The organism is Betaproteobacteria bacterium (assembly GCA_016720065.1).
GTDB lineage: Bacteria > Pseudomonadota > Gammaproteobacteria > Burkholderiales > Rhodocyclaceae > SSSZ01.
The window spans coordinates 1,791,681-1,809,054 of record JADJXY010000002.1; the positions used below are offsets into that span (position 1 = coordinate 1,791,681).

Annotated in this window: 16 protein-coding genes and 1 pseudogene; 15 read left to right on the forward strand and 2 right to left on the reverse strand. The window is 66.5% G+C overall.

What is annotated here, in order from left to right:
- The first annotated feature begins 136 nt into the window (after positions 1-136).
- From IPM73_11535 to IPM73_11570, 8 genes and pseudogenes are all read left to right on the forward strand, one after another.
- A complete protein-coding gene (locus IPM73_11535) occupies positions 137-3,517 on the forward strand; it encodes a response regulator (GenBank protein MBK8918644.1) in 3,381 nt (1,126 codons plus the stop codon).
- On the forward strand, positions 3,514-4,440 hold the full coding sequence (locus IPM73_11540) for a response regulator transcription factor (protein MBK8918645.1): 927 nt from the start codon (positions 3,514-3,516) through the stop codon (positions 4,438-4,440). Before IPM73_11535 ends, IPM73_11540 begins: the two co-directional genes overlap by 4 nt.
- 159 nt (positions 4,441-4,599) lie before the next feature.
- Positions 4,600-5,115, forward strand: a complete 516-nt coding sequence (locus IPM73_11545) for a phasin family protein (GenBank protein MBK8918646.1) — start codon at positions 4,600-4,602, stop codon at positions 5,113-5,115.
- 76 nt (positions 5,116-5,191) lie between these two features.
- A complete protein-coding gene (locus IPM73_11550) occupies positions 5,192-5,419 on the forward strand; it encodes a hypothetical protein (protein MBK8918647.1) in 228 nt (75 codons plus the stop codon).
- A 169-nt stretch (positions 5,420-5,588) separates the two neighbouring features.
- Positions 5,589-6,851 carry an urea ABC transporter substrate-binding protein gene (gene urtA / locus IPM73_11555; GenBank protein MBK8918648.1) on the forward strand — a complete coding sequence of 421 codons (1,263 nt, stop codon included), beginning with the start codon at positions 5,589-5,591 and terminating at the stop codon, positions 6,849-6,851.
- 53 nt (positions 6,852-6,904) lie between these two features.
- Positions 6,905-8,080 (forward strand): PAS domain S-box protein, encoded by a 1,176-nt coding sequence (locus tag IPM73_11560; GenBank protein ID MBK8918649.1) that lies wholly within the window; start codon positions 6,905-6,907, stop codon positions 8,078-8,080.
- Positions 8,077-8,715 (forward strand): response regulator transcription factor, encoded by a 639-nt coding sequence (locus IPM73_11565; GenBank protein ID MBK8918650.1) that lies wholly within the window; start codon positions 8,077-8,079, stop codon positions 8,713-8,715. Before IPM73_11560 ends, IPM73_11565 begins: the two co-directional genes overlap by 4 nt.
- 55 nt (positions 8,716-8,770) lie before the next feature.
- Positions 8,771-9,064, forward strand: a pseudogene (locus tag IPM73_11570) (tyrosine-type recombinase/integrase).
- A gap of 200 nt (positions 9,065-9,264) precedes the next feature.
- On the opposite strand, the gene IPM73_11575 reads toward IPM73_11570, so the two are convergent.
- Together IPM73_11575 and IPM73_11580 are read right to left on the reverse strand one after the other, a co-directional pair.
- Positions 9,265-11,406: a PAS domain S-box protein gene (locus IPM73_11575; protein MBK8918651.1), complete on the reverse strand. Its 2,142-nt coding sequence runs from the start codon at positions 11,404-11,406 to the stop codon at positions 9,265-9,267.
- 227 nt (positions 11,407-11,633) lie between these two features.
- Positions 11,634-12,278 (reverse strand): Crp/Fnr family transcriptional regulator, encoded by a 645-nt coding sequence (locus IPM73_11580; GenBank protein MBK8918652.1) that lies wholly within the window; start codon positions 12,276-12,278, stop codon positions 11,634-11,636.
- A gap of 366 nt (positions 12,279-12,644) precedes the next feature.
- Here IPM73_11580 and IPM73_11585 point away from each other — a divergent pair, with 366 nt between their 5' ends.
- The 7 genes from IPM73_11585 (at position 12,645) to IPM73_11615 (ending at position 17,304) form a co-directional block, all read left to right on the forward strand.
- Positions 12,645-13,190 carry a DUF1269 domain-containing protein gene (locus tag IPM73_11585; protein MBK8918653.1) on the forward strand — a complete coding sequence of 182 codons (546 nt, stop codon included), beginning with the start codon at positions 12,645-12,647 and terminating at the stop codon, positions 13,188-13,190.
- A gap of 19 nt (positions 13,191-13,209) precedes the next feature.
- Positions 13,210-13,683, forward strand: a complete 474-nt coding sequence (locus IPM73_11590; protein ID MBK8918654.1) for a Spy/CpxP family protein refolding chaperone — start codon at positions 13,210-13,212, stop codon at positions 13,681-13,683.
- A 62-nt stretch (positions 13,684-13,745) separates the two neighbouring features.
- Complete coding sequence (locus tag IPM73_11595; GenBank protein ID MBK8918655.1) at positions 13,746-14,435, forward strand: VIT family protein; 690 nt, start codon at positions 13,746-13,748, stop codon at positions 14,433-14,435.
- 299 nt (positions 14,436-14,734) lie between these two features.
- A complete protein-coding gene (locus tag IPM73_11600) occupies positions 14,735-15,385 on the forward strand; it encodes an OmpA family protein (GenBank protein MBK8918656.1) in 651 nt (216 codons plus the stop codon).
- Positions 15,386-15,432: 47 nt separating this feature from the next.
- On the forward strand, positions 15,433-16,014 hold the full coding sequence (locus IPM73_11605; GenBank protein MBK8918657.1) for a hypothetical protein: 582 nt from the start codon (positions 15,433-15,435) through the stop codon (positions 16,012-16,014).
- 84 nt (positions 16,015-16,098) lie between these two features.
- A complete protein-coding gene (locus tag IPM73_11610; GenBank protein MBK8918658.1) occupies positions 16,099-16,314 on the forward strand; it encodes an osmotically-inducible lipoprotein OsmB in 216 nt (71 codons plus the stop codon).
- Between the two features lie 108 nt (positions 16,315-16,422).
- Entirely contained in the window at positions 16,423-17,304 is an 882-nt protein-coding gene (locus IPM73_11615) for an FHA domain-containing protein (GenBank protein MBK8918659.1), read from the forward strand.
- Positions 17,305-17,374 lie beyond the last annotated feature (70 nt).

Genomic DNA, 17,374 nt, shown 5'->3' on the forward strand with positions numbered 1-17,374 from the left:
TACGAATCGATATTATGTTTGTCAATAAATTGTTATCAGGCCGCTCGCTGACCCGGGGCGTCACGCCACGCCCAGGCTTCCTCCGCCCGCCAGCTAAAATGGCACGCTCAACTTTCAACTTTCACCTTTCACCCCCGTGCCCAGCCCGCCCCCCGCCCAGCGCGTGGTCAAAATCCGCCGCGACTACAATACCTGGGTCGCCGACGAGACCCTGGAAGACTACGCCCTGCGCTTCACCCCGCGGAGCTTCCGCAAGTGGTCGGAAATGCGGGTGGCCAACACGGCCTTCGGGGCGGCGTCTTTCCTGGTGCTGGAGGCGGTGGGGGCGACCCTGCTGGTCCAGGCGGGCTTCATCAACGCCTTCTGGGCCATCCTGGCCACCGGGCTGATCATCTTCCTGCTCGGCCTGCCGGTCAGCATCGCCGCCGCGCGCCACGGGCTGGACATGGACCTGCTCACCCGCGGCGCCGGCTTCGGCTACATCGGCTCCACCGTCACCTCCCTCATCTACGCCAGCTTCACCTTCATCTTCTTCGCCCTGGAAGCGGCCATCATGGCCTACGCCCTGGAGCTGGCCTTCGGCATTCCGCCGGCCTGGGGCTACCTACTGTGCGCCCTGGTGGTGATTCCCCTGGTCACCCACGGGGTCACGGCCATCAGCCGCCTGCAGGCCTGGACCCAGCCCCTGTGGCTCTTCCTGCTGGTGCTGCCCTACGTCTTCGTCTTTCTGGAAGAGCCGACGGCCCTGGCCGGGCTCTGGCACTACGGCGGCGAGCACGGCCGAGGCGCCGTCTTCGACCCGGGACTGTTCGGCGCGGCGCTGACGGTGGGCATCGCCCTCGTCACCCAGATGGGCGAGCAGGTGGATTACCTGCGCTTCATGCCCGAGAAGACGCCGGCTTCCGCCCGCCGCTGGTGGTTCGGCGTAGTGGTGGGCGGCCCCGGCTGGGTGGTGCCGGGCATCCTCAAGATGCTGGGCGGGGCGCTGCTGGCCTGGCTGGTGCTGCGCAACGGCGGCCCGGCGGACAAGGCGGTGGACCCCAACCAGATGTACCTGATCGGCTTCTCCCACGTCTTCGCCAACACCACCCTGGCCATCGCCGCCACCGCGCTGTTCGTCGTCGTGTCGCAATTGAAGATCAACGTCACCAACGCCTACGCCGGCTCGCTGGCCTGGTCCAACTTCTTCTCCCGCCTCACCCACAGCCACCCGGGGCGCGTGGTGTGGGTGGTGTTCAACACCCTCATCGCCCTGCTTCTGATGGAGTTGGGGGTGTTCCAGGCCCTCGGCCAGGTGCTGGGGCTCTATTCCAATATCGCCATTTCCTGGATGGCGGCGGTGGTGGCCGACCTGGTCATCAACAAGCCCCTGGGTCTGGCGCCCCCCGGCCTGGAATTCAAGCGCAGCCGGCTTTACGACATCAACCCGGTGGGGGTCGGCGCCATGGGGGTGGCGTCGCTGCTCGCCATCGCCGCCTTCGTCGGGGTTCTGGGGCCGCGGCTCCAGCCCTACGCCCCCTTCGTCGCCCTGGTGGCCGCCTTCGTCCTCTCGCCCCTCATCGCCTGGGCCACCGGCGGCCGCTACTACCGGGTGGCGCCCGCCCCCGCCGCCGCCAGCGGCCGGCGCTGCGTCATCTGCGAGCGGGAATACGAAGCCGAGGACATGGCCCACTGCCCCGCCTACGCGGGTCCCATCTGTTCCCTGTGCTGCTCCCTGGACGCCCGCTGCCACGACCTGTGCAAGCCCGAAGCCCACCTGGGCGCCCAGTGGAACGCCCTGCTGCGTCGCCTGCTGCCCCCCGCCGCCCGGCCCTCCCTGGAGCGCGGCCTGGGCCACTACCTGTTGCTCATGGCCGGCATCGTGCCGGTCCTCGCCCTGGTCCTGGGGGTGCTCTACACCCACGAACTCCTCGCCCTGCCGGCGGGGGACGCCGCCGTGGCGGAACGGCTGCGGGACGGCTTCGTCAAGGTCTTCGCCGCCCTCCTGCTGCTCACCGGCATCATCGCCTGGTGGATGGTGCTGACCCAGGAAAGCCGCCGCGTCGCCCAGGAGGAATCGAACCGCCAGACCCAGTTGCTGATGCAGGAAATCGAATCCCACCAGCGCACCGACGCCGCCCTGCAGGAAGCCAAGCGCCTGGCCGACCAGGCCAACCAGGCCAAGAGCCGCTACATCACCGCCATCAGCCACGAACTACGCACGCCCTTGAACAGCATCCTGGGCTACGCGCAAATCCTGGCGGCGGACGTCGACGTCCCGCCCAAGCGGCGCCAGGCGGTCAATGTCATCCGCAAATCCGGCGACCACCTGCTGTCGGTCATCGAAGGCACCCTGGACATCGCCCGCATCGAGGGGGGCAAGCTGGCCCTGGACGTGAAGGCCATGGATTTCCCCGAATTCCTGCACCAGATCGTCGCCATGTTCGAGCTGCAGGCCCGCAACAAGGGGCTTTCCTTCGCCTACGAGCCGGCCGGCGAACTGCCGGCGGTGCTGCGCGCCGACGAGCGACGCCTGCGCCAGATTCTCATCAACGTCCTGGGCAATGCGGTGAAATTCACCCAGCGGGGCGGCATCCGCTTCGCCGTCGAGACGGGGCGGGAGATGGCCACCTTCACCATCCGCGACAGCGGCCCCGGCATCCCGGCCCAGGACCTGGAGCGCATCTTCGAGCCCTTCACCCGCGGCAGCACGGCCCAGGCCGGGGGCAGCGGCGTCGGGCTGACCATCGCCCGCATGCTGGTTTCCCTCATGGGGGGCGAGATGCAGGTCGCCAGCACCCCCGGCGAAGGCACGGAATTCCGCATCCGCCTCTTTCTGCCCCGGGTCCATTCCGCCCAGGCGGCCAAGGAACTGCCCCGCCTGGACCGGGTCGGTTACGGCGGCCCCCGCCGCCGCATCCTGGTGGTGGATAACGAAAGCGACGACCGCCAGTTGCTGCGCCACGTCCTGGAGCCGCTCGGCTTCCTGGTCGAGGAGGCGGCCAGCGGATACGAATGCCTGGCCGTCGCCCCCCGCTGCGACCCCCACCTCATCTTCATGGACCTCGGCATGCCCGGCATCGACGGCTGGGAGACCATCCGCCGCCTGCGCCAGCAGCGCCTCTCCGACGCCGCCGTGATCGTCCTTTCGGCCAACGCCTTCGACAAGCACCTGGACAACGATGTGGGCGTGCGGCCGGAGGATTTCATCGTCAAACCCTTCAAACTCGCCGAACTGCTCGATTGCCTGGGGCGGCGCCTCGAACTGGCGTGGCTCACCGCCGACGCCCCCGTCGCCCCGGCCCCGGCCGCCGAAGCGCCGCCCCTGGTGCCGCCGGGGGAAGCGGAACTCGCCGCCCTGGATGAACTGATCGACCTGGGCTACCTGCGCGGCATTCTCGACAAGCTGACCGCCATCGCCGCCGCCGACGCCCGCCACGCCGAGTTCGCCCGGGTGCTGGCCGAACTTGCGCGACAATTCGACTTCGACGCCATGAAGGAACTCCTGCGCCAGACCCGCGCCGCCCCCACGCCATGACCCCGACCGATCGGCCCCTTTCCGACATCGTCCTCATCGTGGACGACGTGCCCGAGAACCTCTCCCTGCTCCACGACGCCCTGGACGACGCCGGCTACACCGTGCTCGTCGCCACCCACGGCGAGGCCGCCCTGCAACGGGCGCGCCAGAGCCTGCCCGACGTCATCCTGCTCGATGCCGTCATGCCCGGCCTGGACGGCTTCGAAGTGGCCCGGCGCCTCAAGGCCGACTTCGCGACGCAACACATCCCCATCGTCTTCATGACCGGGCTCTCCGAAACTGAGCACGTCATCGCCGCCTTCGCCGCCGGCGGCTCCGACTACGTCACCAAGCCCATCCGCCCGGCCGAGGTGCTGGCCCGCATCGCCGCCCACATGGCCAGCGCCCGCCAGATGCGCCAGGCCCGCAGCGCCCTGGACGCCTTCGGCCAGGCCACCGTCGCCGTGCGCGCCGGCGACCGCCGCATCGTCTGGCAGACGCCGCTGGCCCGACGCCTGCTCACCGCCTACTTCGGCAACCCGGAAACCGTCGCCCCCGACGAACTGCTGGCCTGGATCGCCGCCGCGCTCAAGGCCCGCGGCGAAGGCCGCGAACCGGCCCAGCTCCTCCTGGCCCAGGACAGCCGCCGCCTGCTGGCCAGCTTCCACGACCAGAGCGGCGAGGAGGAATGGCTGGTGGTGCTGCGGGAAGAAAACGACGGCGCCGCCGTGGAGACCCTCATCGCCGCCTTCCGCCTCACCCAGCGGGAGGCCGAAGTGCTCTACTGGGTCGTGCAGGGCAAGACCAGCAAGGACATCGGCGACATCCTCGGCAGCAGCCCCCGCACCGTGAACAAGCACCTGGAGCACGTCTTCGAGAAGCTGGGGGTGGAAACCCGCACGGCGGCCGCCAATCTCGCCCTGGGCAAGCTGCGGGGCGCATAGGAGCGGTCTTCGCGGATTCGTGGTGGCGCCCAAACAAGCCCGCAAAAAATATTTTTGTTGCAGTGCACCAATTTCTTCGGAAGTCGTCTATACTCCGTTCCGCACTGAGCAATTTACGTACTCCAACCCCTCCTCATCTCTCTCGCACTGGAACCCATCATGACCGTTACCCCCGAGCAGCTCGTCGCCGCCAACAAGGCCACCGTTGATTCCCTCCTGGCCGTTGCCAACACCGCCCTCGCTTCCGCCGAGCGCGTTGCCGCCCTCAACCTGAGCACCTCCCGCGCCGCCCTCGACGACGCCGCCGCCGGTGCCCGTTCCGTCCTGACCGCCAAGGATCCCCAGGCCGCTCTGGCTGCCCAGGCTGCCCTGGCCCAGCCCGCCGTGGATAAGGCCGTCGCCTACTCCCGTTCGGTCTACGAAATCACCAGCCAGACCCAACAGGAACTGGCCAAGCTGGTCGAAGCCCAGTTCGGTGACTTCCAGAAGTCCGTGGCCGGCCTGGTGGACCTCGCCGCCAAGTCCGCTCCCGCCGGTTCCGAAGGTGCCGTCGCCGCGATCCAGAGCGCCATCGCTGCCGCCAACTCCGCGTTCGGCAACATGAACGCCCTGGCCAAGCAATTCTCCGACGCCGCCCAGGCCAACGTGACCGCCGCGACCAAGAAGGGCCGCTAATCCCTTCGGCCTCTCAGGCAACCCGGGGCCCCACGGAATTTCGTGGGGCCTTTTTTCGGCCCCTACACTTCAAGCCATGGCTGATTCCAAAGACGCCCCCTCGCCCGAAGAACTCGACCTCGCCACCGAACAAGCCCTGATCGCCGCTCTTGGCGGGCTTTCCCCGCGCGAAGCCCTGCTCGAAGCCTCCCGCGCCCAGGACGCCGACGCGGAAGCCCGCGCCGCGGCCCGGGAACGCAATCGGGCCAACGCCCTGCGCCTGCTGGAAATCCTGGAAAAATCCGGCGGCGGAACACCGGACTGATCCGTTCATGCGGCGGGGGAGCATCCCCCCCGCACCAAATCGGGGCTCGCGCGCACCGGCCCGGAGCTACGCAATCTAACGTATTCCTCCGCCCCCACCCGGCTCCTTACATTGGCGTTGCACTGCAACAGCGCAGTTCAACCGCTTACCCAATGTCCAAGGAGCTTTCATGAGCACTCGCCGCAGCTTCATCCAGGCCACCGTCCTGGCCGCCGCCCTGTCTTCCATCGGCATGGCCGCCCGCGCCGCCGACACCATCAAGGTCGGCATCCTGCATTCCCTCTCCGGCACCATGGCCATTTCCGAAACCGCCCTCAAGGAAACCGCCCTGATGACCATCGAGGAAATCAACAAGGCCGGCGGCGTCATGGGCAAGAAGCTCGAACCCGTGGTGGTGGACCCCGCCTCCAACTGGCCGCTCTTCGCCGAAAAGGCCCGCCAGTTGCTGACCAAGGACAAGGTTGCCGTCACCTTCGGCTGCTGGACTTCCGTCTCCCGCAAGTCCGTCCTGCCGGTCTATAAGGAATTGAACGGCCTGCTCTTCTACCCCGTGCAGTACGAAGGCGAAGAGCTGGAAAAGAACGTTTTCTACACCGGCGCCGCCCCCAACCAGCAAGCCATCCCTGCCGTCGAATACCTGATGTCCAAGGACGGCGGCGAAGCCAAGCGCTGGGTGCTGCTGGGCACCGACTACGTCTATCCCCGCACCACCAACAAGATCCTGCGTGCCTTCCTGAAGTCCAAGGGCGTCGCCGAGGCCGACATCATGGAGGAGTACACCCCCTTCGGCCACAGCGACTACCAGACCATCATCGCCAAGATCAAGAAGTTCGCCGCCGAAGGCAAGAAGACCGCCGTCGTCTCCACCATCAACGGTGACTCCAACGTGCCCTTCTACAAGGAACTGGGCAACGCCGGCCTGAAGGCCACCGACGTGCCGGTGGTCGCCTTCTCGGTGGGTGAGGAGGAACTGCGCGGCGTCGATACCAAGCCCCTGGTGGGCCACCTGGCCGCGTGGAACTACTTCCAGTCCCTGAAGAACGCCGAAAACACCAAGTTCATCAAGATGTACAAGGACTGGGCCATCAGCAAGAAGCTGCCCAATGCCAAGACCGTGGTGACCAACGACCCCATGGAAGCCACCTACATCGGCATCCACATGTGGAAGCAGGCGGTGGAAAAGGCCAAGAGCACCGACACCGACAAGGTCATCGCCGCCATGGCCGGCCAGACCTTCAAGGCCCCCTCCGGCTTCGAAGTGAAGATGGACGAAAAGAACCACCACCTGCACAAGCCCGTGTTCATCGGCGAAGTGAAGGCCGACGGTCAGTTCAATGTCGTGTGGAAGACCCCCGGCCCGGTCAAGGCCGCCCCCTGGAGCCCCTACATCCAGGGCAACGACAAGAAGAAGGACGAGCCGGAAGGCAAGTGATCCACAAGCAACGCAACGGGGGCCTCGGCCCCCGTTTTTCATCCTGACCCGCCATGTTCGCCAACCTCCACAACCTCTCCCACCACGCTGCCTGGCGCCGGCAGCTGGAGATGATCCTCGAATCCACCGGCGAAGGCATCTACGGGATCGACCTCAAGGGCCGCTGCATCTTCATCAACGAAGCCGGCGCCCGGCTGCTGGGCTATACGCCGGACGAAGTGCTCGGCCGCTCCATGCACTACCTCATCCACCACTCCCACGCCGACGCGACGCTCATGCCGGTGCACGAATGCCGCATTTACAAGGCCTTCCACCTGGGCCGGGGGGTGCGGGTGGATGACGAAGTGCTGTGGCGCCGCGACGGCTCCAGCTTCCCGGCCGAATACGCCTCCTACCCCATCCGGGACGGCACGGCGGTAGTCGGCGCCGTGGTCACCTTCAACGACATCACCGAGCGCAAACGCACCGAATCGCTCCTGCGGGAAGCCCACGACACCCTGGAATGCCGCGTGCGCGAGCGCACCGCCGAACTCACCGCCGCCCACGACCGCCTGCGCCAGTCCCACGAATCCCTGCGCCGGCTCTCGGCCCACATGAACACCCTGCGCGAGGAAGAGCGCCGCCACGTCGCCCGCGACATCCACGACGACCTGGGCGCCGCCCTCACCGCCCTGCAACTCGACATGAGCTGGATGCGCCAGCGCCTGGCCGCCGAAGACCCCCTGGTCGCCAAGCTGGAGGGCATGCTCGACATCGGCAGCCAGGCCATGGAATCGATGCGCCGCATCCTGAACGACCTGCGCCCCGGCGTCCTCGACCACCTGGGCCTCTGGCCGGCCCTGGAAAGCCTGCTGCAGGACTTCCAGCGCCGCAACCGCCTGCAATGCCTCTTTCGCTGCCCGCCCCTGGTCGAGCGCTGCCGTCTCGGCCGCGACGCCGAAATCGCCCTCTACCGCATCGTCCAGGAGGTGCTCACCAACGTCTCGCGCCATGCCCGGGCAACCCGGGTGCGCCTTGAGGCCACGGCCGAGGACCGCGACCTGGTCCTCACCATCGCCGACAACGGCCAGGGCATGCGCGTCCCGCCCCAGCCCAGCTCCTTCGGCCTACTCGGCATGCGCGAACGCACCCTGGCCCTGGGCGGCAAACTCGACATCGTCAGCAACCCCGGCGAAGGCACCACCGTCGTCCTGCGCCTGCCCGGAGTCCTGGAGGGGGAGGTGGGATGATCCGCATCCTCATCGTCGACGACCACATGATCATCCGCCGCGGCCTGCGGCAGATCCTCTCCGAAAACCCTGGCATCGGCGCCATCGCAGAAGCGGAAGACGGCCCCACCACCCTGCGCCACCTGCGCACCGCGCCGGTGGACGTGGTGCTCCTCGACATCGCCCTGGGCGAACGCGACGGCCTCGACCTCCTCAAGACCCTGCACGCCGAATTCCCCCGCGTAGCGGTCATCATGCTATCCGTATACCCGGAGAACCAGTTCGCCCTGCGGGCGATCCGCAGCGGCGCCCACGCCTACCTCAACAAGGGCTGCAGCCCGGACATCCTCTACGCCGCCATCGCCAAGGTCGCCAGCGGCGGCCTCTACATCACCCCCGCGGTGGCCGAACTCCTCGCCCACGACGTGCGCGGCGACCCCGCCGCCGCAAAGCCCCCCCACGAAACCCTCTCCAACCGCGAATTCCAGGTGCTGCAACTCCTCGCCCAGGGCCGCGGCGTCACCCAGATCGCCCAGCAGCTCGCCCTCTCGGCCAACACCATCTCCACCTACCGCGCCCGCATCTTCGACAAACTCGACCTGCACAACCCGGCCGACCTCTTCGCCTACGCGGCGCGGCACGGGCTGACGGGCTGACGCGAGCAGCGGCGATCAATCACGAAGAGCGTGCGGGGATTCCGCCGCTTGGCCAATCCGACGTTGGCCAAGCTCGATCAAGCGCAGCCTGACATCAGAGGCGTGTTGCATCTCCGCTTATGGCTGCGGTTCGCTTCGTGCGATCGGGGCGCGGAGGCGCGCCTCGGCATCGACGCAAACCTATCTGACTGAGGACTGGCTCTCGCCCCACGTGCTGCGCCACACCTTCGCCACCCACCTGCTCAACCACGGCGCCGATCTGCGGGTAGTCCGGTTGCTTCTCGGCCACGCCGACCTCTCCACCACCCGGATCTACACCCACGTGGCGCGGCAAAGGCTGAAAAGCGTTGCATGTGGTGCATCACCCCCGGGGCTGACCCAGCGGGGGGATTTCACGCTGCTGCAGGCGAGACGGGCCGTTCAACCGCCAGTGCGGCGGCTCCTGCGGTCGATCGTCGCGAGGCCCGCATCCGCGCACTTGCATTTCCTGAAGCGACTCTCCAATGAGGACGGCGAAAGGAACACCGCCCGCGCAAGGGACAAGCCCCATCAGGCCGAAAACCACGCCTGGTCGGGGCAGGTTCTGACGCCAAGGCGCATGCCAGTCAGGGTCGCCACCACTGCGCACTCCGTGTCAGGCAAGTGCGTCCTCCTCACGCTCCGAGAATCCGGCCCGACCTGCTTGCTTTCGCCGACATCCTCGAGCACCGTCAGGGCAGCGACTTGCCCTTCCCAGCGCGCGGCGCTGACGTGGAGCCGGCATAGCAGCATCTGGCCGCTGCGATGGATGATGCGCGCCTCGTAGGCGTCTGGCGCCGCATCGCCTCGCAGACGTCGCTCGCAGATGGCCATGATGCGCGGACGGTCCGCCTCGTGCAGAAAAGATAGGATTGATTGGCCGACACCGTCCTCCGGGGACCATCCCAGAAGGACGGCTGCCCGGTCATTGAGGTAGCGGACTATGCCATCCTGCACGATGGCCACGCCTACTGGCAGCTTGGTGATGAGTTCGCGATGGATGCGCTCGGATTCCTCGAGCTCCTTCAACAGGCGATGGCGGTGGGTGATGTCCCGGGCAAAGCCGACCGTGCCGACCCGTTTGCCGTCGATGGTCACCGGCGAACGGTAGGTCTCGAACCAGCGCGCGTCTCCGGCTTCACCGAGGCGCGCTTCGACGAGAGCTTGCTCGCCGCTCTCGAGCACGGAACGGTCGGCAGCGCGACACGCCTCGGCCAGATCCCGGGGCGTCAGGTCGAAATCGGTCTTGCCCACCAGGGCCTCCACCGAAGGCAGCCCGAAATTCCGGGCCAGGGGCAGATTTACGGCGAGAAAACGACTTTCCGTGTCCTTGAGCCAGACCATGAACGGAAAGTTGTCGAGCACCGCGCGCAGGTAAGCCTCGCGCTCGCCCAAGGTTTTTTCGACCTGCTTTTCGGCGGTGATGTCGGTGACCACCATGCGGCATTCCCGGCCGCTCTCGTCGCTGACGGCCTCGATATGAACCACGGCCTCGCCCCTCTGCCCGTTGGGCACCAGGGAGACTTCGCAAATCTTCTTGGTCTTGGCGTCACGCATCGTCCCGAGGAAACGATTGAATTCCGCCAAATACTCCGGGGCGACGGCGGCGGCGAAGCGATGCCTGGCCTTTTCCGATCGCTTGATGCCCAGCAGGATGGCCCCGGCAAGATTGAGATCGACGATGGAACCCTGGCCGTCCAGGGTGAAATACCCCACTGGCGCAAAGTCATAGATGTCGGCATAGCGGCTACGCAGCGCGTCGGCTTCATCGTAGGCGCGGCGCAACTCCTCGTTGTGCAATTCCAGTTCGATCTGATGCACCTGAAGCTCGTGCAACAATCGCGTCGTCTCGCCGGGGTTGGTCGGCGTCTTCGCCAAGGTACGTTCCAGCAAGGTCTCGGCCCGCTGGCGCAGGTTTCCCGGCTCCGGGCGCTTGCGGCAGACCGCTGGCGGCGCCTGCATCGGCAGGAACAGGCGGTCGAATTCCTTTTTTACCGTGCCATAGCATTCGCACACCCGGGCTTCGAGCCCGCCACGATCGAGGATGGCGATGTGGCCCCGGCTGTACTGGATCAGCCCGGCGGCCTGCAGCTTGCCGGCCGCCTCGGTGACTGCTTCGCGACGTACTCCCAGCATGTTGGCGATCAGTTCCTGGGTCATATTGAGGTGGTTGCCCGGCAGGCGGTCGAAACTGAGCAGCAGCCAGCGGCAGAGCTGCTGGTCCACCGTGTGGTGGCGGTTGCAGACGACCGTCTGGGCCATCTGGGTCATCAACGCCTGGATGTAGCGCAGGGCGAGGTACTGCAGCCCGCTCGCCGGGGCGAGTTCCCAGCGCAGGATTTCGACGCGCAGGCGGTAGGCATTGCCGGCACTCTGCACGACGCAGCGATGGGTCGTCGTCCCTCCCCCCAGGATGAGGGGGATGCCGACCAGGCCGTCGTTGCCGGTCATCGCCAGTTCGGCGGAGGAACCGTTTTCCGTGATGAACACCAGGGAAACGATGCAGGTGGTGGGGAAATAGACGTAGCCCAGAGTATCGCCGCACTCGTAGAGAACCTGGCCGAGGGGCAGGGCCACGAGTTCGAGATCGTCGGCAAGGCGCCCAATTTCTTCCGCGGACAGGGCCGCCAGGATGCGGTTCTCCCTCGGGTTGTCGATCATTGTCTTCGCCATGGCAATCCCTTCCTGTCGTACCGCTCGTAGTCAGATAGGATCAGCACTGTTCGGCGCGCCTCGGCATTCACGCATGCCGATTTGATTGACTACCAGTTCGTTCTACGACCTTGCAGCGCAATGGCAAGATCTAACCGTCACAGCCTAGCCTCAACCGGTCTCCGACTGTGTTCGATAGCACACACAAGGCACCGATGGCCCGGCCATTGGCATTTGCCTCGCCGTGCTCAGCGGGAGCGCGCTCGCGTAGGGATCATCCGCTGGTAACCTGCCTTGTCGGCTGCGTAACATCGGCAGGCAGCCCCCTCCAGGCCGGTGCGGTCGAGAATGACGACGTCGCCCCGGCGATAGCTGATCAGCTTCAGTTGCTGCAGAACCGTAGCGGCCCGGGTAACCCCGACCCGGCGCACTCCCAGCAGGGCGGCCAGATGTTCGTGGGTGAGGTGGAAGGCGTCGGAACGGGCACGGTCCCCCGTCATCAGCAGCCAGCGGGCGAGGCGTTCCATTACCACATGAAAGCGAGTGCAGGTGACGGCCTGGGCCAGTTGCTCGACCAGCATCAGCAGATAGCGATCGAGAAGCGCCCGCAGCACGGGACTGCGCGCGAGTTCCTGGCAAAACGAGGCGACCTCCAGCCGCAGGGCCGGCCCCGGCTCCTGAACCACGGCATGCAGGGGAGAACGGTCAATGCCCAGGACCAGTGAAAATCCGACCATGCCCTCGTTGCCCACCAGGCCGACAGCCAGGCTGGACCCCCGATTCGCCGGCGACATGAGGGCGACGACACCTCCGGTCGGGAAGTGAACGTATCGAATCGACTTCCCCGCCTCGGCGAGAATGTCCCCGGCCGGCAGGTCGACGGATTCGCCCATCGACACGAATCGATCCCGCTCCCGCCGTGGGAGGGCGGCAAGCAACTGGTTTGCAGCCAAAGCCGGCGTAACGTGCGGCACGGGGGTCTCACTGGAGAAGAAGGGCGAGGGTGCGGAACGTCGCGCCGGCTCGCGGCACGGGCCGAGGACGCATGGGTACTTGGCCGCACCCTGCGACGAATTTCGGGCGCCGTCCGGCGGCTGGCGCACAGAAGGCGCCCCCGCGGCGGAGCACGGGACGCCGCCTATGTGCGATGGCGAACGGAGGACATCGCCACGAACTGCGTCAATGGGCGTTCCTGCTTCCGGAGCCCGACCGCCATCGGGTATCCGGAGCCCTGTATCGCCCCTTGAAGGAGATCCGGCATGCATGAGAAAAACTGTTCGGCAGTCGGACTGTTTTGCGACCACCGGGATGCGGAAGAAGCCGTCATGGAATTGCAGAAGGCCGGCTTCGACATGAAGAAGCTCTCCGTCGTCGGCAAAGACTATCAAACCGAGGAATCGGTCATCGGCTACTACAACACTGGCGAGCGCATGGCGACCTGGGGAAAGTTCGGATTGTTCTGGGGTTCCATCTGGGGCCTTCTGTTCGGCTCAGCCTTTCTCATCATCCCCGGCCTCGGTCCGGTCATGATCGGCGGTCCCCTGGTCAGCTGGATTCTTGGCGCTCTGGAAACCGCCCTGTTCACGGGCGGCCTCACCGCGCTGGGCGGCGCGCTTTCCGGTATCGGAATCCCCCGGGATAGCGTGATCCACTACGAAACCGCCCTCAAGGCCAACAAGTTCCTCCTCGTGGTGCACGGATCGGCCGCCGAAATTGCCGCGGCGAAGGAAATCCTGTTACGGAACAAGGCGGAAGAAGCGCATATCCACGAAACCCCCTCCGATCCGCAGCCGCTAGCGGCCTAATCACCCCGAGGAGCATCAAATGTCCACCCTTCACCGACTGTTTGCCGCCACCGCCTTCGCCTCCGCGCTGGGCGCCCTTGCCACCCCCACCCTGGCGGCGCCCAACGATTGTGCTTCCCGGGGCGGGTACTGGGAACACCGCAGCGAAACCATGGAACAGCACCACAAGAGGCTCCACACCGCCTTGAAACTGACCCCAGAGCAGGAAAGTGCCTGGACGAGACTGGTGGATGCGGTGCCGCCCCCGACCGCGCCGGACGTCGGCAAGGCCGACGACTGGTCGAAGCTCACGACGCCGGAAAGGGCCGACCGCATGATGGAGCGCATGAAGGCGCATCAGGCACGAATGGCCGACCATCTGGCGGCCATGAAGGCGTTCTACGGGGTTCTCACCGCCACCCAGAAAAAGACTTTCGACGATTTCCACGCCGGCCCGCGGGCAGGCATGGACGGCAAGCGGGAGGGGCGCGGAAATCCGCGGGCTGCACCCTGAAGGGCAAGTGACGGGATTTCCCGCGGCCCGGATCGGGCCGCCTCAAGGAACGGGGAAAAGCCATGCCCCATCGCGAAAGGCACCGTAGCCACCGCACCGGCTGGCTGCGGGCCGCGGTGCTCGGCGCCAACGACGGCATCGTCTCCACGGCCAGCCTGATCCTCGGGGTCGCCGCGGCCGGCGCGGACGCCAGGGCGATCCTCGTCGCCGGCGTGGCCGGCCTGGTGGCCGGTGCCACCTCGATGGCCGCCGGCGAATACGTTTCCGTCAGTTCCCAGTCCGATACCGAGGGGGCCGATCTGGAACGGGAAAGGCGCGAACTGGCCGCCGACCCCGTCCACGAACTGGCCGAAATGGCCGCCATATACGCCCGGCGCGGCCTGGAACCCGGCCTGGCCGCGCAGGTTGCCCGCCAGTTGATGGCCCGTGATGCCCTGGGAACCCACGCCCGTGACGAACTGGGAATATCCGAAACCCTGACCGCCCGGCCGCTCCAGGCCGCCGCCGCTTCTGCGGCCACCTTCGCGGCAGGCGCCGCCCTGCCTCTGGTGGTAGCTCTGCTGGTGCCCCCCGCCACCGTCCTCTGGTCCGTCGCCGGCAGCGCCCTTCTCTTCCTGGCCCTGCTGGGCGCCCTGGCCGGCTGGGCCGGTGGTGCGCCCCTTACCAGGGCCACCTGCCGCGTAGGCTTCTGGGGCGCACTGGCCATGGCCTTCACCACCCTGGCCGGAGCGCTTTTTGGTGTAACCGCCTGACGGTTTTCGGCTTTAGCGCGCCAGCGTACAGAGCGGACTGCGATTTCCACCAATCATGGGAGCAATGACCGATTGCCCTCGGGAACCGCGTCGGCGCCCTGCGAAGGGGCAGCCTCTCCGGCCACTCCTTCTCCGGCCCCACCCGGAGCGGACCACCGACCGGCATTTCCGGACCATGGCTGCCGGTACCCGCCGTTGTGCCGGCAGTTGCACTAGCCAAGCCTGCACAAGGCCGAGATGGCGCTACTTGTTAAGCGAGAACAGCTATGACTAATTCATTGAGCAAGACGCAGGCCTGCCTGGCAGTGTCGTGTGCCCTGGCTTTGGGCCTGGTGCCGGCTTTGTCCCGGGCCGAAACAATCAATCCGGCGGAGGCCAATTTCGTCACGGACCAGCGGGGCGCCGTCGCCAAGAGCGGCTTCGGACTTTGCTGGCACAGCGGATACGGGCCAACGCCCGTATCCACCGCCGAGTGCGACCCGAACTTCGTCGCCCCGAAGCTCGTGAAGCAAGACCCGCCGGCCGCTGCCGTTGCGCCGCTGATCGCCGGCGTGAAACCCGCCGCCGAACGGCTGACCCTGGACGCGGACATGCTTTTCGATTTCGACAGGGCGACCCTTCGCCCGGCCGGGCAAACCGCCCTGGACGGCTTCGTCGACCGGCTCAAGGACATCAGTCCGGAAATGATCATGGCCGTCGGCCATGCCGACCGCTTCGGGACCGCCGACTACAACCAACGCCTCTCCGAGGAGCGCGTCGGTTCCGTCAAGACCTATCTGGTCGGGAGGGGTGTGGACGGGAGCCGCGTGCACACCGAAGGCAAGGGGGAGTCGCAGCCCATCACCAAGGCCGGCGATTGCGTAGGCGCCAAGAGCGCCAAGGTCATCGCTTGTCTGCAACCCGACCGCCGGGTCGAGATCCAGATGGTGGGGACACGGGTCGCCCGTTGAACCCAAGCGTTACGCCAGTCTTTAAACCACTCACGCAAGGAAGCCAAATGAAAAACCTCAACTACAAAGTGATCGCCCTGGCGGTCAGTCTCTCCGTCGGCGTCGGCGCCTTTGCCGAGGGCATGTCCAAGGTCGATTACAAGGCCGGCAAGGACAGGATCAGTGCCACATACAAGACCGACACGGCCGGGTGCAAGGCCCTGTCAGGCAACGCCAACGACATCTGCGGGGCCGAGGCCAGCGGCAAGGAGAAGGTCGCCCTGGCAGAACTCCATGCTGCCTACAAGCCGAATTCCAAGACCCATTACGACGTTCTCGTCGCCAAGGCAGATGCCAGCTACACCGTCGCCCGGGAACGTTGCGACGACAAGTCGGGCAACGCCAAGGACATCTGTATCCGGGAGGCGCAGTCCGCTGAAACGGCCGCCAAGGCGGATGCCAAGGCCCAGATGAAGACGAATGATGCGAACGACAAGGCAGGCGAAGCGTCCACCGATGCCCGCAAGGAGGCCAGCGAAGACAAGGGTGAGGCCCGGTACGCGGTGGCCAAGGAAAAGTGCGATACCTACGCCGGCGTCACCAAGGACACCTGCCTGGCCCAGGCCAAGGCCCGTTTCAGCAAGCAGTAAGCCAGGCAACCGGAAGGGCGTGCCCCTGTCGCCGGTTGACGGGGTACGCCGGACCAAGCCCCCCAAACACGTAGAGGTCATTCGATGAGCAACACGCCGAGATTCACCCTCACCTCCCTGACAGCAGCCTTGCTGCTGAGTCTTGGGGCCTGTTCCAACATGTCTTCCCAGGACAAGAGCACCGCTATCGGTGCCGGCGCCGGCGCAGTCGGCGGCGCCATCCTGACCGGCGGCAGCGCCGTCGGAACCGTAGGCGGCGCGGCAGTCGGCGCCATCATCGGCCATGAAGTTGGCAAGTAAATTCGCGTGGCGGGTGCGCCGCTCTCGTCTGGAAAGCAGAGCCATCTGCCCCCGGGGGAACACGCGGCCATGCGTGGCCGTGTGTCGCGCCGGCCGCCGGGGTCCTCCATGAACCCGGCTGACGGCCCCCTGTCCGTGCTTTGCGCCGAGGTTGCGGACGCGCCACCCTTGCCGGCGGGATCGGAATTGCGCTATGTCATGGGGCGTTGCGAAAAACGTATGCGGCACGCCGTAGAACGCTGCGGCGGACAAATGGTGGGCCATCAGGGCCGCTGCTTGATGGCCTTCTTTACCGACGATCTGCGAGCCCTGCAATCGGCAGTCGAGATCCAGCACCGCATCGCCGACCTGCCACCCACCGGGGGATTTCCCCTCGCGGCACGTGTGGGTGTATGCGCCGGCCATCGCAAGCGGGAAGAGCCGTACTTCCCGGGTGCAGGCTTGAATCCGGCCGCCTGGCTCTCGGCGGTGGCGGACCAGGGGGAAATCCTCATCAGCATGCCCCGACGGGTACGCAGCTTTTCCTGGTCCCACTTGCTATCGAACAGCATTCCGGAGTTGACGCTTAATTGCGGCAAACGGCGCCTGGGCGTCTTTCAGGTGCCCTGGCAGTCACACGATCCTGCCACCTTGGGGGCCTTGCTGCGACAGCGGCGGGAAGGCAGCGAACCGTTCTCCGTCCACCATCGGCACGGGGACCAACCCCTCGAGGGCAAGGGGGCCGTCATGCGCATCGGGCGCCATCAGGACTGCGAGCTGAACCTGGGCGACCTGCGCGTTTCCCGCTTCCACGGGAAAATCGAGCGACGGCCCGACCAGGTCGTGCTGGTCGATCACAGTCGAAACGGCACTTTCGTGACCTTCGAGGGCCAGGCCGAGTTCTTCCTTCACCATCAGGAGTTGATCCTGGCTGGCCGCGGGTGCCTGAGTTTCGGCATGTCATGCAGCGCCGCGGGCGCCGAGCCGATGGCCTTCGCCGGGACATCCTGACTACCCGGCCGGCGCCAGTGTGCGCCGTCGTACAGACCATGCCGGCGGCACGGCGTGACAATCCCCCGAC